The organism is Pseudomonas sp. NKUCC02_KPG, assembly GCF_019345465.1.
GTDB lineage: Bacteria > Pseudomonadota > Gammaproteobacteria > Pseudomonadales > Pseudomonadaceae > Aquipseudomonas.
This window is the reverse complement of sequence record NZ_JAHKRC010000008.1, coordinates 163,215-179,287: the sequence shown is the minus strand read 5'-3', so window position 1 is coordinate 179,287 and position 16,073 is coordinate 163,215. Positions and strand designations below refer to the sequence as shown.

General features: G+C 57.1%; 17 protein-coding genes. 9 read left to right on the top strand and 8 right to left on the bottom strand.

The window, feature by feature from the left end:
- Positions 1-8: 8 nt before the first annotated feature.
- On the bottom strand, positions 9-1,061 hold the full coding sequence (locus KO536_RS13380) for a Glu/Leu/Phe/Val dehydrogenase dimerization domain-containing protein (protein ID WP_133077931.1): 1,053 nt from the start codon (positions 1,059-1,061) through the stop codon (positions 9-11).
- A gap of 183 nt (positions 1,062-1,244) precedes the next feature.
- Here KO536_RS13380 and KO536_RS13375 point away from each other — a divergent pair, with 183 nt between their 5' ends.
- The 3 genes from KO536_RS13375 to KO536_RS13360 all read left to right on the top strand — a co-directional run bounded on the left by KO536_RS13375 (position 1,245) and on the right by KO536_RS13360 (position 5,002).
- Positions 1,245-1,718 (top strand): Lrp/AsnC family transcriptional regulator, encoded by a 474-nt coding sequence (locus KO536_RS13375; RefSeq protein ID WP_133077932.1) that lies wholly within the window; start codon positions 1,245-1,247, stop codon positions 1,716-1,718.
- A gap of 531 nt (positions 1,719-2,249) precedes the next feature.
- Entirely contained in the window at positions 2,250-3,401 is a 1,152-nt protein-coding gene (locus KO536_RS13370; protein ID WP_219262090.1) for a M14-type cytosolic carboxypeptidase, read from the top strand.
- A gap of 290 nt (positions 3,402-3,691) precedes the next feature.
- Positions 3,692-5,002, top strand: coding sequence for a leucine-rich repeat-containing protein kinase family protein (locus KO536_RS13360; protein WP_219262089.1), 1,311 nt, complete (start codon positions 3,692-3,694; stop codon positions 5,000-5,002).
- A 111-nt stretch (positions 5,003-5,113) separates the two neighbouring features.
- On the opposite strand, the gene KO536_RS13355 is transcribed toward KO536_RS13360, so the two are convergent.
- Positions 5,114-5,818: a YebC/PmpR family DNA-binding transcriptional regulator gene (locus KO536_RS13355; protein WP_219262088.1), complete on the bottom strand. Its 705-nt coding sequence runs from the start codon at positions 5,816-5,818 to the stop codon at positions 5,114-5,116.
- Positions 5,819-5,925: 107 nt separating this feature from the next.
- Positions 5,926-6,786 (bottom strand): LysR substrate-binding domain-containing protein, encoded by an 861-nt coding sequence (locus KO536_RS13350; protein ID WP_133077936.1) that lies wholly within the window; start codon positions 6,784-6,786, stop codon positions 5,926-5,928.
- 113 nt (positions 6,787-6,899) lie between these two features.
- On the opposite strand from KO536_RS13350, the gene KO536_RS13345 reads away from it, so the two are divergent.
- Positions 6,900-8,009, top strand: coding sequence for a 2-aminoethylphosphonate--pyruvate transaminase (locus tag KO536_RS13345; protein WP_219262087.1), 1,110 nt, complete (start codon positions 6,900-6,902; stop codon positions 8,007-8,009).
- Between the two features lie 71 nt (positions 8,010-8,080).
- On the top strand, positions 8,081-8,908 hold the full coding sequence (gene phnX, locus KO536_RS13340; protein WP_219262086.1) for a phosphonoacetaldehyde hydrolase: 828 nt from the start codon (positions 8,081-8,083) through the stop codon (positions 8,906-8,908).
- A gap of 61 nt (positions 8,909-8,969) precedes the next feature.
- Here the strand turns inward: phnX and KO536_RS13335 are convergent, their stop codons facing one another.
- Positions 8,970-9,530 carry an NADPH-dependent FMN reductase gene (locus KO536_RS13335; protein ID WP_133077939.1) on the bottom strand — a complete coding sequence of 187 codons (561 nt, stop codon included), beginning with the start codon at positions 9,528-9,530 and terminating at the stop codon, positions 8,970-8,972.
- 196 nt (positions 9,531-9,726) lie between these two features.
- Between KO536_RS13335 and KO536_RS13330 the strand changes: the two genes are divergently transcribed.
- Positions 9,727-9,948: a hypothetical protein gene (locus KO536_RS13330; protein ID WP_133077940.1), complete on the top strand. Its 222-nt coding sequence runs from the start codon at positions 9,727-9,729 to the stop codon at positions 9,946-9,948.
- A gap of 95 nt (positions 9,949-10,043) precedes the next feature.
- Positions 10,044-10,955 (top strand): LysR family transcriptional regulator, encoded by a 912-nt coding sequence (locus KO536_RS13325; protein ID WP_219262085.1) that lies wholly within the window; start codon positions 10,044-10,046, stop codon positions 10,953-10,955.
- 18 nt (positions 10,956-10,973) lie between these two features.
- Here KO536_RS13325 and KO536_RS13320 read toward each other — a convergent pair whose 3' ends face one another.
- From KO536_RS13320 to KO536_RS13305, 4 genes are all read right to left on the bottom strand, one after another.
- Positions 10,974-11,555 carry a GNAT family N-acetyltransferase gene (locus KO536_RS13320; protein ID WP_219262084.1) on the bottom strand — a complete coding sequence of 194 codons (582 nt, stop codon included), beginning with the start codon at positions 11,553-11,555 and terminating at the stop codon, positions 10,974-10,976.
- A gap of 92 nt (positions 11,556-11,647) precedes the next feature.
- On the bottom strand, positions 11,648-12,406 hold the full coding sequence (gene dnaQ, locus KO536_RS13315) for a DNA polymerase III subunit epsilon (RefSeq protein ID WP_133077943.1): 759 nt from the start codon (positions 12,404-12,406) through the stop codon (positions 11,648-11,650).
- Positions 12,399-12,851 (bottom strand): ribonuclease HI, encoded by a 453-nt coding sequence (gene rnhA / locus KO536_RS13310; RefSeq protein WP_133077944.1) that lies wholly within the window; start codon positions 12,849-12,851, stop codon positions 12,399-12,401. The genes dnaQ and rnhA overlap by 8 nt, the downstream gene beginning before the upstream one ends.
- A gap of 85 nt (positions 12,852-12,936) precedes the next feature.
- Positions 12,937-13,695 (bottom strand): class I SAM-dependent methyltransferase, encoded by a 759-nt coding sequence (locus tag KO536_RS13305; RefSeq protein ID WP_133077945.1) that lies wholly within the window; start codon positions 13,693-13,695, stop codon positions 12,937-12,939.
- A gap of 73 nt (positions 13,696-13,768) precedes the next feature.
- Between KO536_RS13305 and gloB the strand changes: the two genes are divergently transcribed.
- Positions 13,769-14,548, top strand: a complete 780-nt coding sequence (gene gloB / locus KO536_RS13300; RefSeq protein ID WP_219262083.1) for a hydroxyacylglutathione hydrolase — start codon at positions 13,769-13,771, stop codon at positions 14,546-14,548.
- A 99-nt stretch (positions 14,549-14,647) separates the two neighbouring features.
- Positions 14,648-16,048, top strand: a complete 1,401-nt coding sequence (locus KO536_RS13295; RefSeq protein ID WP_219262082.1) for a lytic transglycosylase domain-containing protein — start codon at positions 14,648-14,650, stop codon at positions 16,046-16,048.
- Positions 16,049-16,073 lie beyond the last annotated feature (25 nt).

Below are 16,073 nucleotides of genomic sequence, written 5' to 3'. Positions count from 1 at the left end.
CCCTCTCATCAAGCGTTAAGACGTTCTTGAGCAAGGCTATCGGCGATGCGCGTGGTGTTTTTATCCTGAGCTTTGGCCCTTAGAAAGATCTGACGCAAAGTCTCTCCAATACCTTCAACGTGCTGACGAACTTGTTCGGGCGTGCCACCGTTGTACTCGTAGGACACGTCAATAATGCCGCCCGCGTTGATCGCGTAATCCGGTGCATGCAGGCAACCCCGTCGCCACAGTTCATCAGCATGGGAGGTTTTGGCCAACTGATTGTTGGCAGCACCTGCAATCACTGGCGCACGCAGTAACTGCAAGGTGTCATCGTTGATGATTGCCCCCATCGCGCAAGGCGAAAATACATCGACGTCAAGCCCGTAGATGTCTTGGGCACTCACTGGATGAGCCCCCAGTTCGTCGATTGCGCGACGCACGTTGGCCTCCTGGATATCGTGGACCCACAGCTCAGCGCCCGCCTCTTTCAATTGTCTGGCGAGGTTGAAACCCACCTGACCAAGGCCCTGAATGGCCACCCGCAGCCCCGCCAGGTCACTACGACCCAGGCGCTGCAAGACCGCTTCGCGCAGACCGATAAACACCCCAAGCGCCGTTGCCGGAGACGGATCACCACTGCGGGTGCCGCCGCCCAGTTGCTCACGCGTACCAGCCCCCACCACATGACGGGTGCGCTGGCCCATGAGAGCCATTTCAGTGACGCCGGTGCCGGAATCCGCAGCCGTGATGTAACGCCCACCCAGGCTCTCGACAAAGCCACCCATCGCCTGGAACAGCGCTTCGCTCTTGTCCTTGCGCGGATCGCCAATAATCACCGCCTTGCCACCGCCCAACGGCAAACCGGCCAGCGCCGACTTGTAAGTCATGCCACGGGACAGGCGCAGCACATCGTTCAAGGCTTGCTCTTCATCGGCATAGGGCCACATGCGGCAGCCCCCGAGAGCCGGGCCAAGACGCGTGTTGTGCACCGCAATAATGGCTTTGAGACCCGTGGCTTTGTCATGGCAAAACTGGACGTGTTCGTGGTGATCGAATTCGGGATGAGTAAAAATCGGCATTGCGTTCTCTCTCTTGTTTTTAGCCCGAGAAGCGAGTCAGACCGATAAGTCAGTATCTGACCCGAAGCAGGGTGCGAAGCAAAAGAGTGAAGGTTTTACCTAGGAATTTTCTTTCTATTTTGTAGGAATTGTTCTGCTAATCTGCATGCATCATTCAAAAAAAATAAGAAAACAGATCAGTTCATGCAGATTAAATTAAGCGCTATCGACCGCAAGATTCTTCGCCTGCTGCAACACAATGCCGACCTGTCTGCCGCCGAAGTGGCAGAGCACGTGGAGTTGTCGCAATCGCCCTGTTGGCGCCGCATCCATCGATTGCAAGAAGAAGGCGTCATCGAGCGCAAGGTCGCCCTGCTCAATCCGAAAAAGCTCGGGCTCAATGTGGTGGTGTTCGTCAATGTGCGGTTATCAGGCCACGGGCGACGCCATCTGACCGAGTTTGAAGAAGCGATCACCGATTACCCCGAAGTGATCGAGTGCTACACGATGGCGGGCGATATGGACTACCTGCTGAAGGTGGTGACCCATGACATCGACAGTTATGAACGCTTTCTACGCGATCACTTGTTGCAGAAGCCGCACGTTCAGGAAGCCCACTCGAATATCGCCATGAGCGAAGTCAAACGCACCACGGAGTTGCTGCTGGCATCGGGATAAAGGCCGCGTAATAGAGCCTTGGGGTTAGGAGTGGAAATTTAATTTCCAAAAAGCGTGGGAAAAAACTTGCTTTGCAAATGATAATGATTACTATTGCATGCAGCTGGTCGCGAGATCAGTCGATAATTCAAGGGACCTTAGGTCGGTCTTTTGAATTACCTCCTCATCAGGCTAATCACGGTTATTTGACCCGGCTTCTAGCCGGGTCTTTTTTTTGCGGCCAGTTATCTGGCTCTGCGTGCTTCAGGCTAATGAAGTCTTGTGTGCGGCCGGTTTTTTTCGGTGACCGCTACGATGCCGACGATGATAGCAAAAGAACATCGGGAAACGGAAGCCTGAAGTCCTGGACTATGGCCGTAATGGCAATCTAGCACTTGAGAATCACTCGCAAAAACCCTACACTTGCGCAGCGTCAAGGACGACGCCCCCCTTCGTTTTTCCCTCCATCTTATTGTCCAAAATTCCGTATTGGCCTAATGCCATTGCACTGTACAGTAACGCCCACAACTATCAGATTTCGGGATTTTGACGATGACTGTGGCGCCCTCTTCACTTCATATCAGCAGTGACTTCGACAGCGGCAATGTCCAGGTGCTGGATGCCAGTAATCCGCTGCAGGTAAAACTGGCCATCAAACCAGATACCAAAAGCCCGCATTTTCAGTGGTTCCACTTCAAGGCCGATGGCCTGACACCGGGACACACGCACCATTTCCAATTAAGCAACGCCGGCCAGTCTTCCTATAGCAAAGCGTGGGATGGTTATCAGGCAGTAGCTTCGTACGACCATGAAAACTGGTTCCGCGTACCGAGCGATTTCGACGGTACCTCGTTGAACGTTCACCTTGCCGCCGAGCAGCCTCAGGCCTGGTTCGCCTACTTCGAACCTTACAGCCGCGAACGCCACGATCAGTTGATCAAGAACGCCCTGCAGTGGTCAGGCTGCCAGTTGCTGGCCACCGGTAAAAGTGCCGAGGGGCGGGATATCCAGTTGTTGCGCAAAGGGAACGGCGCCAGCCACAAACGCAAGATCTGGATCATCGCCCAGCAGCACCCGGGCGAACACATGGCCGAATGGTTTATGGAAGGCATTTTCGAACGCCTGGAACAGGGCAGCGATCCCCAAATGCGCAAGCTGCTGGACTTTGCCGACCTGTACCTGATCCCGAACATGAACCCGGACGGCGCGTTTCACGGGCACTTGCGCACCAATGCCAATGGCCAGGACTTGAACCGCGCCTGGCAAAACACCAGCCCCCAGGTCAGCCCTGAAGTGTTCTTCGCCCTGGAGCAAATGACCCACTACGGTGTCGATCTGTTCCTGGATATCCACGGCGACGAAGAAATCCCCTATGTGTTCACGGCGGGCTGTGAAGGCAATCCTGGCTACACCCCTCGCCTGGCGACCCTGGAAGAACGTTTTCGCAGCCACCTCAGCGGCCTGACCAAAGACTTTCAGACTGCCCATGGCTACACCCGCGACGAGCCGGGCCAAGCCAACATGACCCTGGCCTGCAACAGCGTCGGCCAGCGCTTCGACTGCCTGTCGCTGACGCTGGAAATGCCGTTCAAGGACAACAACGATGCGCCGAACCCGCAAACCGGCTGGGATGGAAAACGCTCGAAGCAGTTGGCCAAGGACGTGCTGACCACCCTGTCGGCCATGGTCAGGGAACTGCGTTAAAAGCCCACATCCAGCACCACGTTGTCGGTATAGGTACCCGCTGGCGGCGTGGTCTGGTCGGTGTAGATTTTGGCGTTGTAGTTGAAAATCTGACTGCCATTGCCCAACCCGTTACCGGGAAAAACCTCGGCCGACGAACTCGCCCGTCGAGCTACGTAAGAAATTAAGCAAAGTTATGCTAAGTACAACTTTTAGCTTACGCCAACGGGTGCAAATACTCGGCCACAGGTCGAATAGTCGTTATTATGCGCGACACTTTTTGCGCCACCCACGAGTAACCGACCCTGCTTATGGATACCCTCGCTAAACTGCGCGCCGGCCAATTGGCGGGCCTCAAACGTCTTGATCTGTCGTGCGGACTTACCGAGTTCCCGGACGAAATTTTCCAGCTTGCCGACTCCCTGGAAATTCTCAACCTCAGCGGTAACGCCCTGAGCAGCTTGCCCGACGACCTGCATCGCCTGAGCCATTTGCGCATCCTGTTTTGCTCGGACAATCAGTTCACCGAGCTGCCAGCATGCCTGGGGCAGTGCGCACAGTTGAGCATGATTGGCTTCAAGGCCAACCGCATCGAAAGCGTACCCGGCACCGCGCTGCCGCCTTTGCTGCGCTGGCTGATCCTGACCGACAACTGCATCGAACAATTACCCGAAGAACTGGGCCAGCGACCCCTGCTGCAAAAGCTGATGCTGGCCGGTAATCGCCTGCAGCAGCTGCCCAGCAGCCTGGCCAGTTGTGAGCGCCTGGAATTGATCCGCTTGGCTGCCAACCAATTCAGCGAGCTGCCCGACAGGCTGCTGGCACTGCCGAGCCTGAGCTGGCTGGCCTACGCTGGCAATCCGTTGCGTGAAGATGCCAGCGCTCATCGCCCGCCTGACGACACGCCGGATATTGATTGGTCGCACCTTGAGCTTGAGCACAAGTTGGGCGAAGGCGCTTCAGGAATCATTTATCAAGCCCGGTGGACTGCCCTCGGTCAGGCGGACCAGTCAGTTGCCGTCAAGCTGTACAAGGGCAGCATCACCAGCGACGGCTCGCCCCTCAATGAAATGAATGCCTGCATCGCTGCGGGGCAACACCCCAACCTGATCAAGGTATTGGGCCGTGTAGCGGGGCATCCTGACAACCAGGCCGGTCTGGTCATGGAGCTGATCGACCCGTCATTCATCAACCTTGCGGCCCTGCCCAGTTTTGATACCTGTAGCCGCGACGTGTATGCCAACAGCACCCGGTTTACCGGCGAAAGTGCCTTGCGCATCGCTCGCGGCATAGCCTCGGCGGCAGGCCATTTGCACGCGCAGGGCATCTGTCATGGCGATTTGTACGGGCACAATATTCTGTTCAATGCCCAAGGCGAATGCCTGCTGGGGGATTTTGGCGCCGCGTGCTTCCACGCCATTGACGACAGTCCGCACAGCCGTGCGCTGCAACGCATTGAAGTGCGAGCATTCGGGATTTTATTGGGGGAATTGCTGGAGCGTATCGACTCGGGCCTGAGCGATCAGCAGCGCAGTGACCTGCAAGGCCTGCAACAGCGTTGCATCCAGCCTGACGTGTTGGCACGGCCGGGGTTTGTTCAAATCAGTCAGGAACTGGCATGAAAACCTGTAGCCGCTGACGAGGAACGAGGCTGCGATAAGGGCTGAAAGAGGTTCAACCCATCGCAGCCTCGCTACGCTCCTCAGCGACTACAGAAGAGCGTTGCTTCAGACTCAGGCCAACGCCACAAACATGTCCTGCACGTCGTCCTGCTCTTCCAGCTTGGCCAGGAACTCCTGGACTTCAGCCATTTGCTCGTCAGTCAGACCACTGACCGGGTTTTTCGGCTGGTAGCCCAACTTGGCCGACAACACGGTGAAGCCCTGCTCAGGCAGTGCTTTTTGTACGGTGTCCAGGTCAGTCGGTTCAGTGATGAACAAGGTAGTGCCTTCTTCTTCACCTTCTTCGAAGTCCTGAGCGCCCGCTTCGATTGCGGCCATTTCAGGATCTGCGTCCGGGGTATCAGGCTTGGCTTCGATCATGCCAACGTGGTTGAAGTCCCACGCCACCGAACCCGAAGCACCCAGCTGCCCCTTGCGGAAGGCAACACGGATTTCAGCCACGGTACGGTTGATGTTGTCCGTCAGGCACTCAATGATCAGCGGTACCTGGTGAGGTGCAAAACCTTCATAGGTGACACGATGGTATTGCACGGCTTCAGTACCGATACCGGCACCTTTATTGATCGCGCGCTTGATGGTGTCAGCTGGCATCGAGGCTTTCTTGGCCTGTTCATAAACCAGACGCAAGTGCGAGTTCATGTCCGGATCGGCGCCGTTGCGCGCAGCAACCGTCAGTTCCTTGGCCAACTTGCCAAAAATCTTGCCACGGCTGTTGGCGGCGTCCGCTTTATGTTTAACCTTCCACTGTGCGCCCATTACTCACTCTCTCAATCGGGTGTGTCGCGGCATATCGGCCGTCGAATGGGCGCAAGTTTATACGCCCGCAAGTCGGCAATCGACCAAAAAATCCAATCGCTGCCTGCTTAAGCCTTGCCCAGCTCCATAAACGCCTTGATCAGCCGCAACTCGGCGCGCCGTTCCATGCAACCCAGCATATGCAGGTTGACGAGCCCCGCACCGTTGATCGGCACCGCACACACTCGAGGGTCATGGCTGACTTCTACCGACGACACAATGCCCACACCGAGCTGTGCTGCCACGGCCTCGGTAACGGCTTCACGACTGTCCAGCTCCAGCAACACCCGCGGGGTGACCCCGGCCTGAGCACAGGCGCTGTCAAAGGTGCGACGGGTAATCGACGTCGGTTCACGCAACACCATGATCACCTGGTCCAATTGTGAAATAGCGATGCCATCCGGCAAAGCCTGCCATGGGTGATTGGCCGGCACCAAGGCGCATATCCGCGACTCATCCAACGGACGCAAGGTCAGGCCTTTGCGCGGTTCTACTTCCGTCAGCACGGCTACATCGACATGTTCCGACAACAACGCCGCCAAGGTTTCCTGGGCATTGCCCAAACGCAAGTTCACGGTTATTCCCGGATAACGCGCCCGCAGGCCAGCCAGCATCGGCATCACCAGATGCGGGCCGTCGGCCGCTACCTCAAGCCGCCCGGTGAGCAGTTGGCGATTGGCCTCCAGCATGACCTGTGCCTCATCCACCAAACCAAACATGGCTCGCGTGATGGCCGCCAGCCTGGTGCCTTCTTCAGTCAGCTCCACACGCCTGGCCGTACGTCGCAGCAAGGTGATCTGGTAGTGCTCCTCAAGCGCCTTGATGTGCCCCGTAACGGCTGGCTGGCTGATAAAAAGTCGGGCCGCAGCCCGGGTAAAACTGCCTTCTCGGGCCACCGCGTCAAAGGCACGAAGCTGAAATAAATTCATGCATAATCCTCACTGATGGCTGGCATAACAACAAACAATTTGATTGATATCAACTCAAACTGCAATTTATGCCCTGTAACCAGTAGCCATCCAATGCTTGCGAGAATTTCAGAATGAGTACTGCCGCGCCGATCCTGCTGACCCCTGGCCCACTGACGACGTCGGCGCGAACCCGCCGGGCGATGATGGTCGACTGGGGTTCCTGGGATGACAGTTTCAACCAGCTGACTGCCAGCCTCTGCGAGCAACTGCTGGCCATTATCAACGGCGGGATCAGCCATCACTGTGTGCCTCTGCAAGGCAGCGGCACCTTCGCCGTCGAGGCCGCCATCGGTACCCTTGTGCCACGAGATGGCAATGTGCTCGTACTGATCAACGGTGCCTACGGCAAGCGACTGGCCAGGATCTGCGAAGTGCTGGGGCGTCGTTTCAGCACCTTTGAAACGGCTGAAGACCAGCCCACCACCGCTACCGACGTAGACCGCCTTCTGCGTGCCGACCCGAGCATCACCCATGTGGCCCTGATTCACTGCGAAACCAGTACCGGGATTCTTAATCCGCTGCCCGAAATTGCAGCGGTCATTGCTCAACAAGGTAAACGTCTGATCATCGACGCCATGAGTTCTTTCGGCGCCCTGCCCATCGATGCACAGCAAGTCCCTTTCGACGCGCTGATCGCAGCGTCCGGCAAATGCCTGGAGGGGGTGCCGGGCATGGGGTTTGTCTTCGCCCGCAAAGAGGCGCTGCAGAACGCATCGGGCAACAGTCACTCACTGGCGATGGACCTGTTTGATCAGCACGCCTATATGACCAAAACAGGCCAATGGCGCTTCACTCCACCCACACACGTGGTCGCGGCCTTGCACGAAGCCCTGCTGCAGTACAACGAAGAAGGCGGTTTACCAGCACGCCACCAGCGTTATGCCGACAACTGCCAGTCGCTACTCGACGGCATGGCCGCCCTGGGTATTCGCAGCTTCCTGCCCGAGGCCATTCAGGCTCCGGTTATCGTCACCTTCCATGCGCCCAAAGATCCGCGCTACCAGTTCAAGGAGTTCTACGAACGCGTGAAAGCCAAGGGTTTCATCTTGTACCCGGGCAAATTGACCCAGGTCGAAACCTTCCGTGTGGGCTGCATAGGCCACGTCAATCAGGCCGAGATCCAGGCTGCTGTGAATGCCATAGGCCAAGTGCTACATGAGATGGAAGTCTTCGACATTTGATGGTGTGGGACAGGCTAGAACAACCCAAATTACTTCGTGCGGCCCTGCCCGCTCTTACAGGATTGACTGACATGAACTACACCAACCCAAGCAAGCTGCAAGCCGCCATTCTCGACTGGGCAGGCACGGTGGTCGATTTTGGCTCATTCGCCCCTACGCAAATTTTCGTCGAAGCCTTTGCCGAGTTCGACGTACAGGTCTCCATCGAAGAGGCACGCGGCCCGATGGGCATGGGCAAGTGGGATCATATTCGTACCCTGTGCGACCAGCCACAGATCACCGAGCGCTACAAAAAAGTATTTGGCCGCGCGCCAACTGACGAAGACGTGACCGCGATCTACCAACGCTTCATGCCACTGCAGATCGAAAAAATTGCCGAACACTCGGCGCTGATTCCCGGCGCACTGGAAACCATCGCCAAACTGCGTGATGAGGGGATCAAGATCGGTTCATGCTCGGGCTACCCGGCGCAAGTAATGGCCAAAGTCGTTGAGCTGGCTGCCACCAATGGCTACGTCGCCGATCACGTAGTGGCCACTGACGAAGTGCCAAATGGCCGCCCCTGGCCTGCTCAGGCACTGGCCAACGTGATCGCGCTGGGCATTGATGATGTGGGCGCCTGCGTAAAAATCGACGACACCGTGCCGGGCATCCTTGAAGGTCGCCGTGCAGGCATGTGGACGGTCGCACTGGTGTGTTCCGGAAACGCCCTGGGCCTGACCTACGAGCAGTACACGGCGCTGGATGCCGCCACGCTGGACAGTGAGCGCTCCCGCATCCACGCCCTGTTCGCGGGCTCGCGCCCCCACTACCTGATCGACACCATCAGTGACCTGCCGCACGTCATTGCAGACATCAACCAGCGTCTGGCCAATGGCGAAATGCCACAAAGCAGCTGAGCGAGATAAAAAAAACGCGGCAGCCCTGAGTCAGGCCTGCCGCGTTTTTGATGAGAAAGACTCAGAGCTTGTGTTGCTGCTCGACCCATTTGGCAAAGTCGTCGATGAATTTTTGCAAAAACGGTCGGGTTTTTTCTGACAGCTTGCCAGACGCATCAAATGCATCCCCCGCACCACCCAGGTACGCCTCAGGCTGTTGCATGCACGGAACATTGAGGAAAACCAGCGACTGGCGCAAATGCTGGTTTGCCCCAAAGCCACCAATGGCCCCCGGCGAAACACTGATCACCGCACCCGGTTTGCCGCTGAACACACTTTGGCCATAGGGACGCGAACCGACATCTATCGCGTTTTTCAACACGCCGGGCACCGAGCGATTGTATTCAGGGGTCACGAACAGCACGGCATCGGCAGGGCGTATCTGATCGCGAAACGTGCTGTAAGGCGCAGGAGGCGGCGTGACATCAATGTCTTCGTTATAGAGGGCCAGTTCGCCGATTTCGACAATATTCAGTTTCAAATTTGCCGGAGACAGTTCTGCCAGAGCAAGGGCGACTTTTCGATTGAGGGAGTCTTTCCTCAGACTGCCGACCAACACCGCAACGTTGTAGACCTTGCTCATAGAAAACCCCGAGTCTGTGGCTATAGGAAGAGTAGTTATAGATGATCGGACGCCTTTCTTGCACCCCAGTTCACCCTATCTGCCTGCAAGCCTGTAAAGTAGCAGGACTATTTTTTTCACATTGCTAAACTTCCCCTACTGATCAACGGTCTACAGAACCGCAAATTGGGTGTTTATCTCCAGAGGTTCTCTACAAATGGCGGCAGTTCTCGTTGGGCAATTTCATGCAAGGGATGCGGAAGGACGCGTCTATTCCGTGCATGAATTTGAAGATACACAAGCGACAGGCGAGCAACCGGTAAAAACGTACAAGCTGGCCATTGGCGATCGCGTCAAAAAGAACGATGACAACACCTTCGAGCTCGTACAGTCGGGCGTCGTACTGGTTCGAGATCCTTCTCCGGTTGTCGCAGCCTGACCTGCAGCCCACGGCATATCGCGGAAGTCAAAGGATGAGACTTGGGTCAGGCTTCGTCACGCTGAAACCTCATCTGCCGGACATGGACTTCACGCATGCGTTTACGCCACATCGAAGTGATACAAGCGATCTTGCAAACCGGCAACCTCGGCCATGCTGCCGAGTTGCTGCAATTGCCCGCGGCCACCCTCAGCGCCACGCTGCAAGAGGCCGAGCAGCAATTGGGCTTCATGCTGTTTGCCAGTGTTCGCGGGCGGCTTCAAGCCACCCGCGACACCCTTGTGCTCCAGCCCCACATCAACCAGCTGTATCAGGCACTTGAGCCGCTGCGCCAGCTTGGCAACGACTTGCGCCAGCATCAGGAGCCAGCCTTGCGTGTGGCCTGCAGCGAAACCCTGGCACACCCCCTTCTGCCTTACTGCATAGGTGCCCTCAGGCGCCGCTTCCCCGATACGCCAACCACCTTGAGCAGCCAGCCTTGCGCCGAAATTGTGCGCCGCCTGTTGATGGACGAGTGCGATCTTGGCCTGAGCCTGCAGTCATCGGAACAACCCGGGATCGACTGCCAGCCTCTGGTTCAAGGCAAAGTACAGTTTTTGGCCCCTCACGGCTGGTTGTCCCCCAAGCACAAATACATCGCGCTGCAAGAATTGGCCGGCCAGGCAATGATTGGCCTGCAGCAGCACGACCCTTTGAGCCGCCTGCTCGACGGCAAACTGCAAGCCTTGCGCCCGATGCCTGTGGTGCAGATTCAGGTTCAGAGTTACCAGATGATGCGCAGCCTGGTGGAAGCCGGGGAAGGATTGGCTTTGGTCGACCCGTTCACGGCCGTAGGCGCCAAGACCAGCGGTCTGGATGTGTGCCCCGTGTCACCGGCTATCCCGGTGACACTCTATGGGCTGACACGCAAAGACGCGCAACCCGGACCTGCGCTCAAGGCATTGCTCGATATCGTGCGCCATAAAGCCGAGGCATTACTGGCTGATCAGGGGTTGGTGGTGCTTTAACACCCGCCAGATTGGCGTTCAGGGCAGTGAGTCGCGGTTCTCAAAAATCAGATACCAGAAAATCGCCACTTCGCTGGTGTGCGGATCAATACCGCGATAACGCAGATAATCGATGCCTCCCACCTGATACCCGCAACGCTCATACAACCGGCAAGCGCCGAGGTTGTTGTTTTGGGTCTCCAGCATGATCCCCGGCAGATTTTTTTTGCGGCTCCAGAACTTGACCACATCCAGCAATGATTTGGCCACGCCATGGCGGCGGGCGCCGGCAACCACGGCCAGCTCATCCACGTGGGCAAAGCCATTCCAGTTGGTGCTCACCACCACATGCCCGACCGGCTGATTGTCCAGATAGGCCATGAAAATGTCACTGTCCTTGCCCCCGCGATAGCTGGCAAATTCATCAGGGTCGATGCCGTAGCACTTGCGATAAGGCGTGATCAGGTCCAGTGGCCAGTGCTCGACTTTTTTATTGCGGTCGGCACGGGCGTAGGCGCGAACCTCAAAGCTGAAATCGTTGCACCACACATACGGCGCAAAGCCTTCATCAGCCAAACGTACTGAGACTTGAGGGTCTTTGGGGTTCATAACCAGGTGCATGAAAAATCCTTCTTTCTTGTCGTCGATGCTGACAATGGGCTGCTGCGCACCCCATCGCCCGCCTGCGCCAGCGACTACAAGGTCGGCGAAGGCTATTGCAGCGTCTGTCCCTTGGCGTCGAGGAGTTGGGTCCACAACGAAGGGGCGCCAGCCGATTTGGCAATGGCTTCAAGACGAGCCGCATGCTCGGCCAAGTCGCTTTCACTTGCACGAATAATCCGACCCGGATGACGGTCTGCCGACAAGCGGCGAATTTCACTGGCCTGATTGCCCGAGCCTTCGCCCGAACCATTGCCGTCAGAAGCATTGCCCGCCAGTGACAGGCTGGTTTGACCACCGGTCATGGTCAGATAAACGTCTGCCAGGATCTCGGAGTCGAGCAACGCGCCGTGTAACTCACGACCCGAGTTATCGACGCCATAGCGTTTGCACAAGGCATCAAGGCTGTTGCGCTGCCCCGGGTGACGGGCCCGCGCCATCGCCAGGGTATCGAGGATTGTGCAGTGGCGAGTGAGATCGGCCCGATCCGTCTGCCCGATCAGGGCAAACTCGTTATTCAAAAAGCCCACGTCAAACGCGGCGTTATGAATGATCAACTGAGCGCCCTTGATGAATTCAAAAAACTCATCGGCCACTTCAGCAAAACGGGGCTTGCCCACCAGAAACTCATTGGTAATGCCGTGGACGCCAATGGCGCCCTCGTCACTTTCGCGGTCGGGCTGCAGGTACACGTGAAAATGCCTGCCGGTCAAGCGACGTCCCATCAACTCGACGCAACCGATCTCGATCACGCGGTGGCCGTCGGTGACTGGCATACCGGTGGTTTCGGTATCCAGTACAACACTACGCATGCTTGATTCCCCGCACCTGATCTACCCCACGGTTGGCCAACTGGTCAGCGCGCTCGTTGCCAGGATGACCAATGTGTCCGCGTACCCATTGCCACTTCACGGTATGACGGTTGACCTGCTCATCGAGCAACTTCCACAGATCGGCGTTCTTCACCGGTTCCTTGGAAGCCGTTTTCCATCCGCGTTTTTTCCAGTTGACCATCCATTCGGTGATGCCTTTCATCACGTATTGGGAGTCGGTCACCAGCAACACTTCACACGGACGCTTGAGCTCTTCAAGCCCACGAATGGCGGCCATCAGTTCCATGCGGTTATTGGTGGTATTGGCTTCGCCGCCCCAGAGCTCTTTTTCAACGCCCTGGCAGACCAGCAAGGCACCCCAGCCACCCGGGCCAGGATTACCCTTGCAGGCACCATCGGTGAACATTTCAACGCTATCGATCATTACAAACTATCCAGAAAAGGCTGCTTATGGCCTGACCATCAGCAATGGTCAGTACCTGAGCCGGGCTAACCCGGCCCAACATAAATTAAGATTCGGTGTGGGGCCGATTAACCTTGGCCATCTGCAGGGGAATCAGCTTGCCCATCGGTTCCCGACGCAAAGGATTGACCGGGCGCAAGCCCACCACCATTTTGCGTGCGACCAGTACATAGAAGCCGCCACCGGCCAATTGCCAGCTGCCAGCCTTGCGCTCCCAGCCTGAAAAACGGCTCTGCCACGCTTTGGATGCAAGCGGCGGACGATAGCATCCGAAGCGGCGTTTCTCCAGCGCAAAGCCCAGTAGATTCAGCCAGTCGGCGACGCGTGAAGGTGAAATGCAACGCGCCTTGCGCAGGGCATCCTTGGCGAACACATGGCGTAATCCCCAACTGCTCCAGGGGTTGATCCCGACAATCAACAAATGTCCGCCGGGTCGCACGCTGCTGGCTGCTTCGCGCAACAAACCATGGGGCGAGAGGCAAAAATCCAGGCCGTGCTGCAACACCACCACATCCGCTGCATGCTCACACAACGGCCAGGCCTGCTCTTCACAAATGATTTCAACCCCCGGCAGAGGCGCTCCAAGACGCACACTGCGGCGCACTTGCGCAGCCTGGGGCGGGGATTCGGCGCCAGGGCCGTAATGCACCAGATAGCCGCCGAAAAAGCGCCCCAGCTCGTCCTCAAGCACACGCTGCTCATCTTCGAGCAACAACTGCCCAAGGGGCCCGGACAGCCATTCGCGCGCAGAACTGATCAGCGCCAGCCACTCAGGGTCTGCCTGAGCCAATGCTTTATCGATCATCGCTCCTCCAACTCGCCATCTACCTATCACAAGTCCTAAGATGCGCCATTGTTTCGCACTTGGGAATTGCACCATGTTACAGATCGACGCCCTGCCCGCCTTCAACGACAACTACATCTGGCTGTTACAGGACACCATACAAAAGCGCTGCGCCGTGGTCGATCCGGGTGATGCCGCGCCTGTTATGGACTGGCTGGCCCGGCACCCGGACTGGGTACTGAGCGACATTCTGGTCACCCATCACCACTTCGATCATGTGGGGGGTGTTGCGCAATTGCATGAGCACACTGGCGGCAAGGTCTGGGGCCCGGCACTTGAGACCATCCCGGCCCGACAAGTGGCACTCAACGACGGCGACCGTATCGACGTGCTGGGCCTTGAGTTCCTGGTATCACTGGTACCCGGCCACACGCTCGGGCACATCGCCTACTATCACGGCGACCCGGCCGGACCCGTGCTGTTTTGCGGCGACACCCTGTTCGCCGCCGGATGTGGCCGACTGTTTGAAGGCACTCCCGAACAAATGCACCACTCCTTGAGCCGCCTGGCTGCGCTGCCTGCTCACACCGCCGTGTATTGCACCCACGAATACACCCTGAGCAATTTACGCTTCGCCCAAGCGGTCGAACCCGCCAATGCGGATATTGCCGCGCGAGTCGAACAAGTCACGCAATGGCGTGCCGAAGGTCGCATCAGCTTGCCATCATCCATAGACCTCGAATTACTCACAAATCCCTTTTTAAGGGTTAATGAAACATCTGTTAAAGAAAAAGCTGACGAGTGGAACTCCCTCGACAACGACTCGCCCAGTGCTGTCTTTGCCAGTCTGCGCAGCTGGAAAGACACGTTCTAAAACGGGCTGCGGTTGGCACAAAAATTCTGAACAGTTGACCGCACCCCCCCTGCTTTCTAGAATCCCCCGACATTTTTTCCTGAAACTATCCCTCAGCCAATGTCGTCATTTAAAGGTTACTCCATCAATTCAGACGCATTGACGCGCTTGGTTAAAGCCATCGCGGTGGCTGTGTCCGCCACTCTCGCGGGCTGCCAATCCATGGATCATTCGGCGCAAACCACCGAACGGGCCAGCCTTAAAATCGCCAAACGCATCCCTCAAGAGCCGCTCTGGCTCAGCGAAAAGCCTAGCCCCGTTGCCCCGCAAGATGTCTGGGAGCGGATGCGCCAGGGCTTCAAGTTGCAGGACGGCCAGAACGTTAACCCCCGCATTGAACAGCAGCGCTTGTGGTTCGCCAGCAACCCGTCATTCCTCGAAAACGCGGGTGAACGCGGCAGCCTTTACATCCACTACATCGTGGAACGCCTCGAAGAGCGCAACATGCCGCTGGAACTGGCCCTGTTGCCAGCCATCGAAAGCGCCTACAACCCAATGGCGTATTCCCACGCCAATGCGGTCGGCCTCTGGCAATTTATTCCTTCGACAGGCCGCTATTTCAATTTGCGTCAAACCCGTGCCTACGATGGCCGCCGTGACATCACCGCTTCGACCCTGGCAGCCCTGAACTACCTGAACCGCCTGCACGACATGTTCAATGGTGACTGGCTGCTGGCGCTGGCGGCTTATAACGCCGGCGAAGGCACCGTAAGCCGGGCCATTGAGCGCAATGAAAAGCTCGGCTTGCCGACCGACTACTGGAACCTGCCACTGCCGCAGGAAACCAAAGACTACGTCCCGAAACTGCTGGCCCTGTCCCAGGTGGTGCTGGCCCCTGAAGCCTACGGCATCAACCTGAACCCGATCGCCAACGAACCCTACTTCGAAATGGTCGAAATCAAACAGTCCATGGATTTGTCCCGCGTGGCAGCCCTGGCCGAGATCGACGAAGACGAGATGTTCCAGCTGAACCCGGCTTATAAGCAGCGTGCCACCACCGACGGACCGCAACACCTGCTTGTACCCACCTCCAAAGCGCAATTGCTGACCGCCAGCCTTTCCAACCTCAAGCCTGAAGAACTCGTTAGCCTGCGTCCTAAAAAGCCTGTATTTGACACCATTGCGAGCACCAAGCCCGCACAGCTGAACCGCAAGTACCGGGTTAAAAGTGGCGACAACCTGACGTTGATCGCCAAGGCCAACAAGGTTGATGTCAAAGACTTGCAGCACTGGAACAAACTGAGCGGCAACAACCTCAAGGCCGGCCAGATCCTGGTCATGCAGGACTCACGCAAACCTTCTGGCAGAAAACCTACGCAATACAAGGTCCAGAAAGGCGATTCGCTGTACATGGTTGCCAAGCGTTTCAACGTTGAAATGCAACATCTCAAGCGCTGGAATCCAAACAGCGCTAAAGCCCTCAAACCCGGGCAGATGCTGACAGTATCCAAACCGCGTTAAGCACAAGGCTGACCCTGTTGCGGGC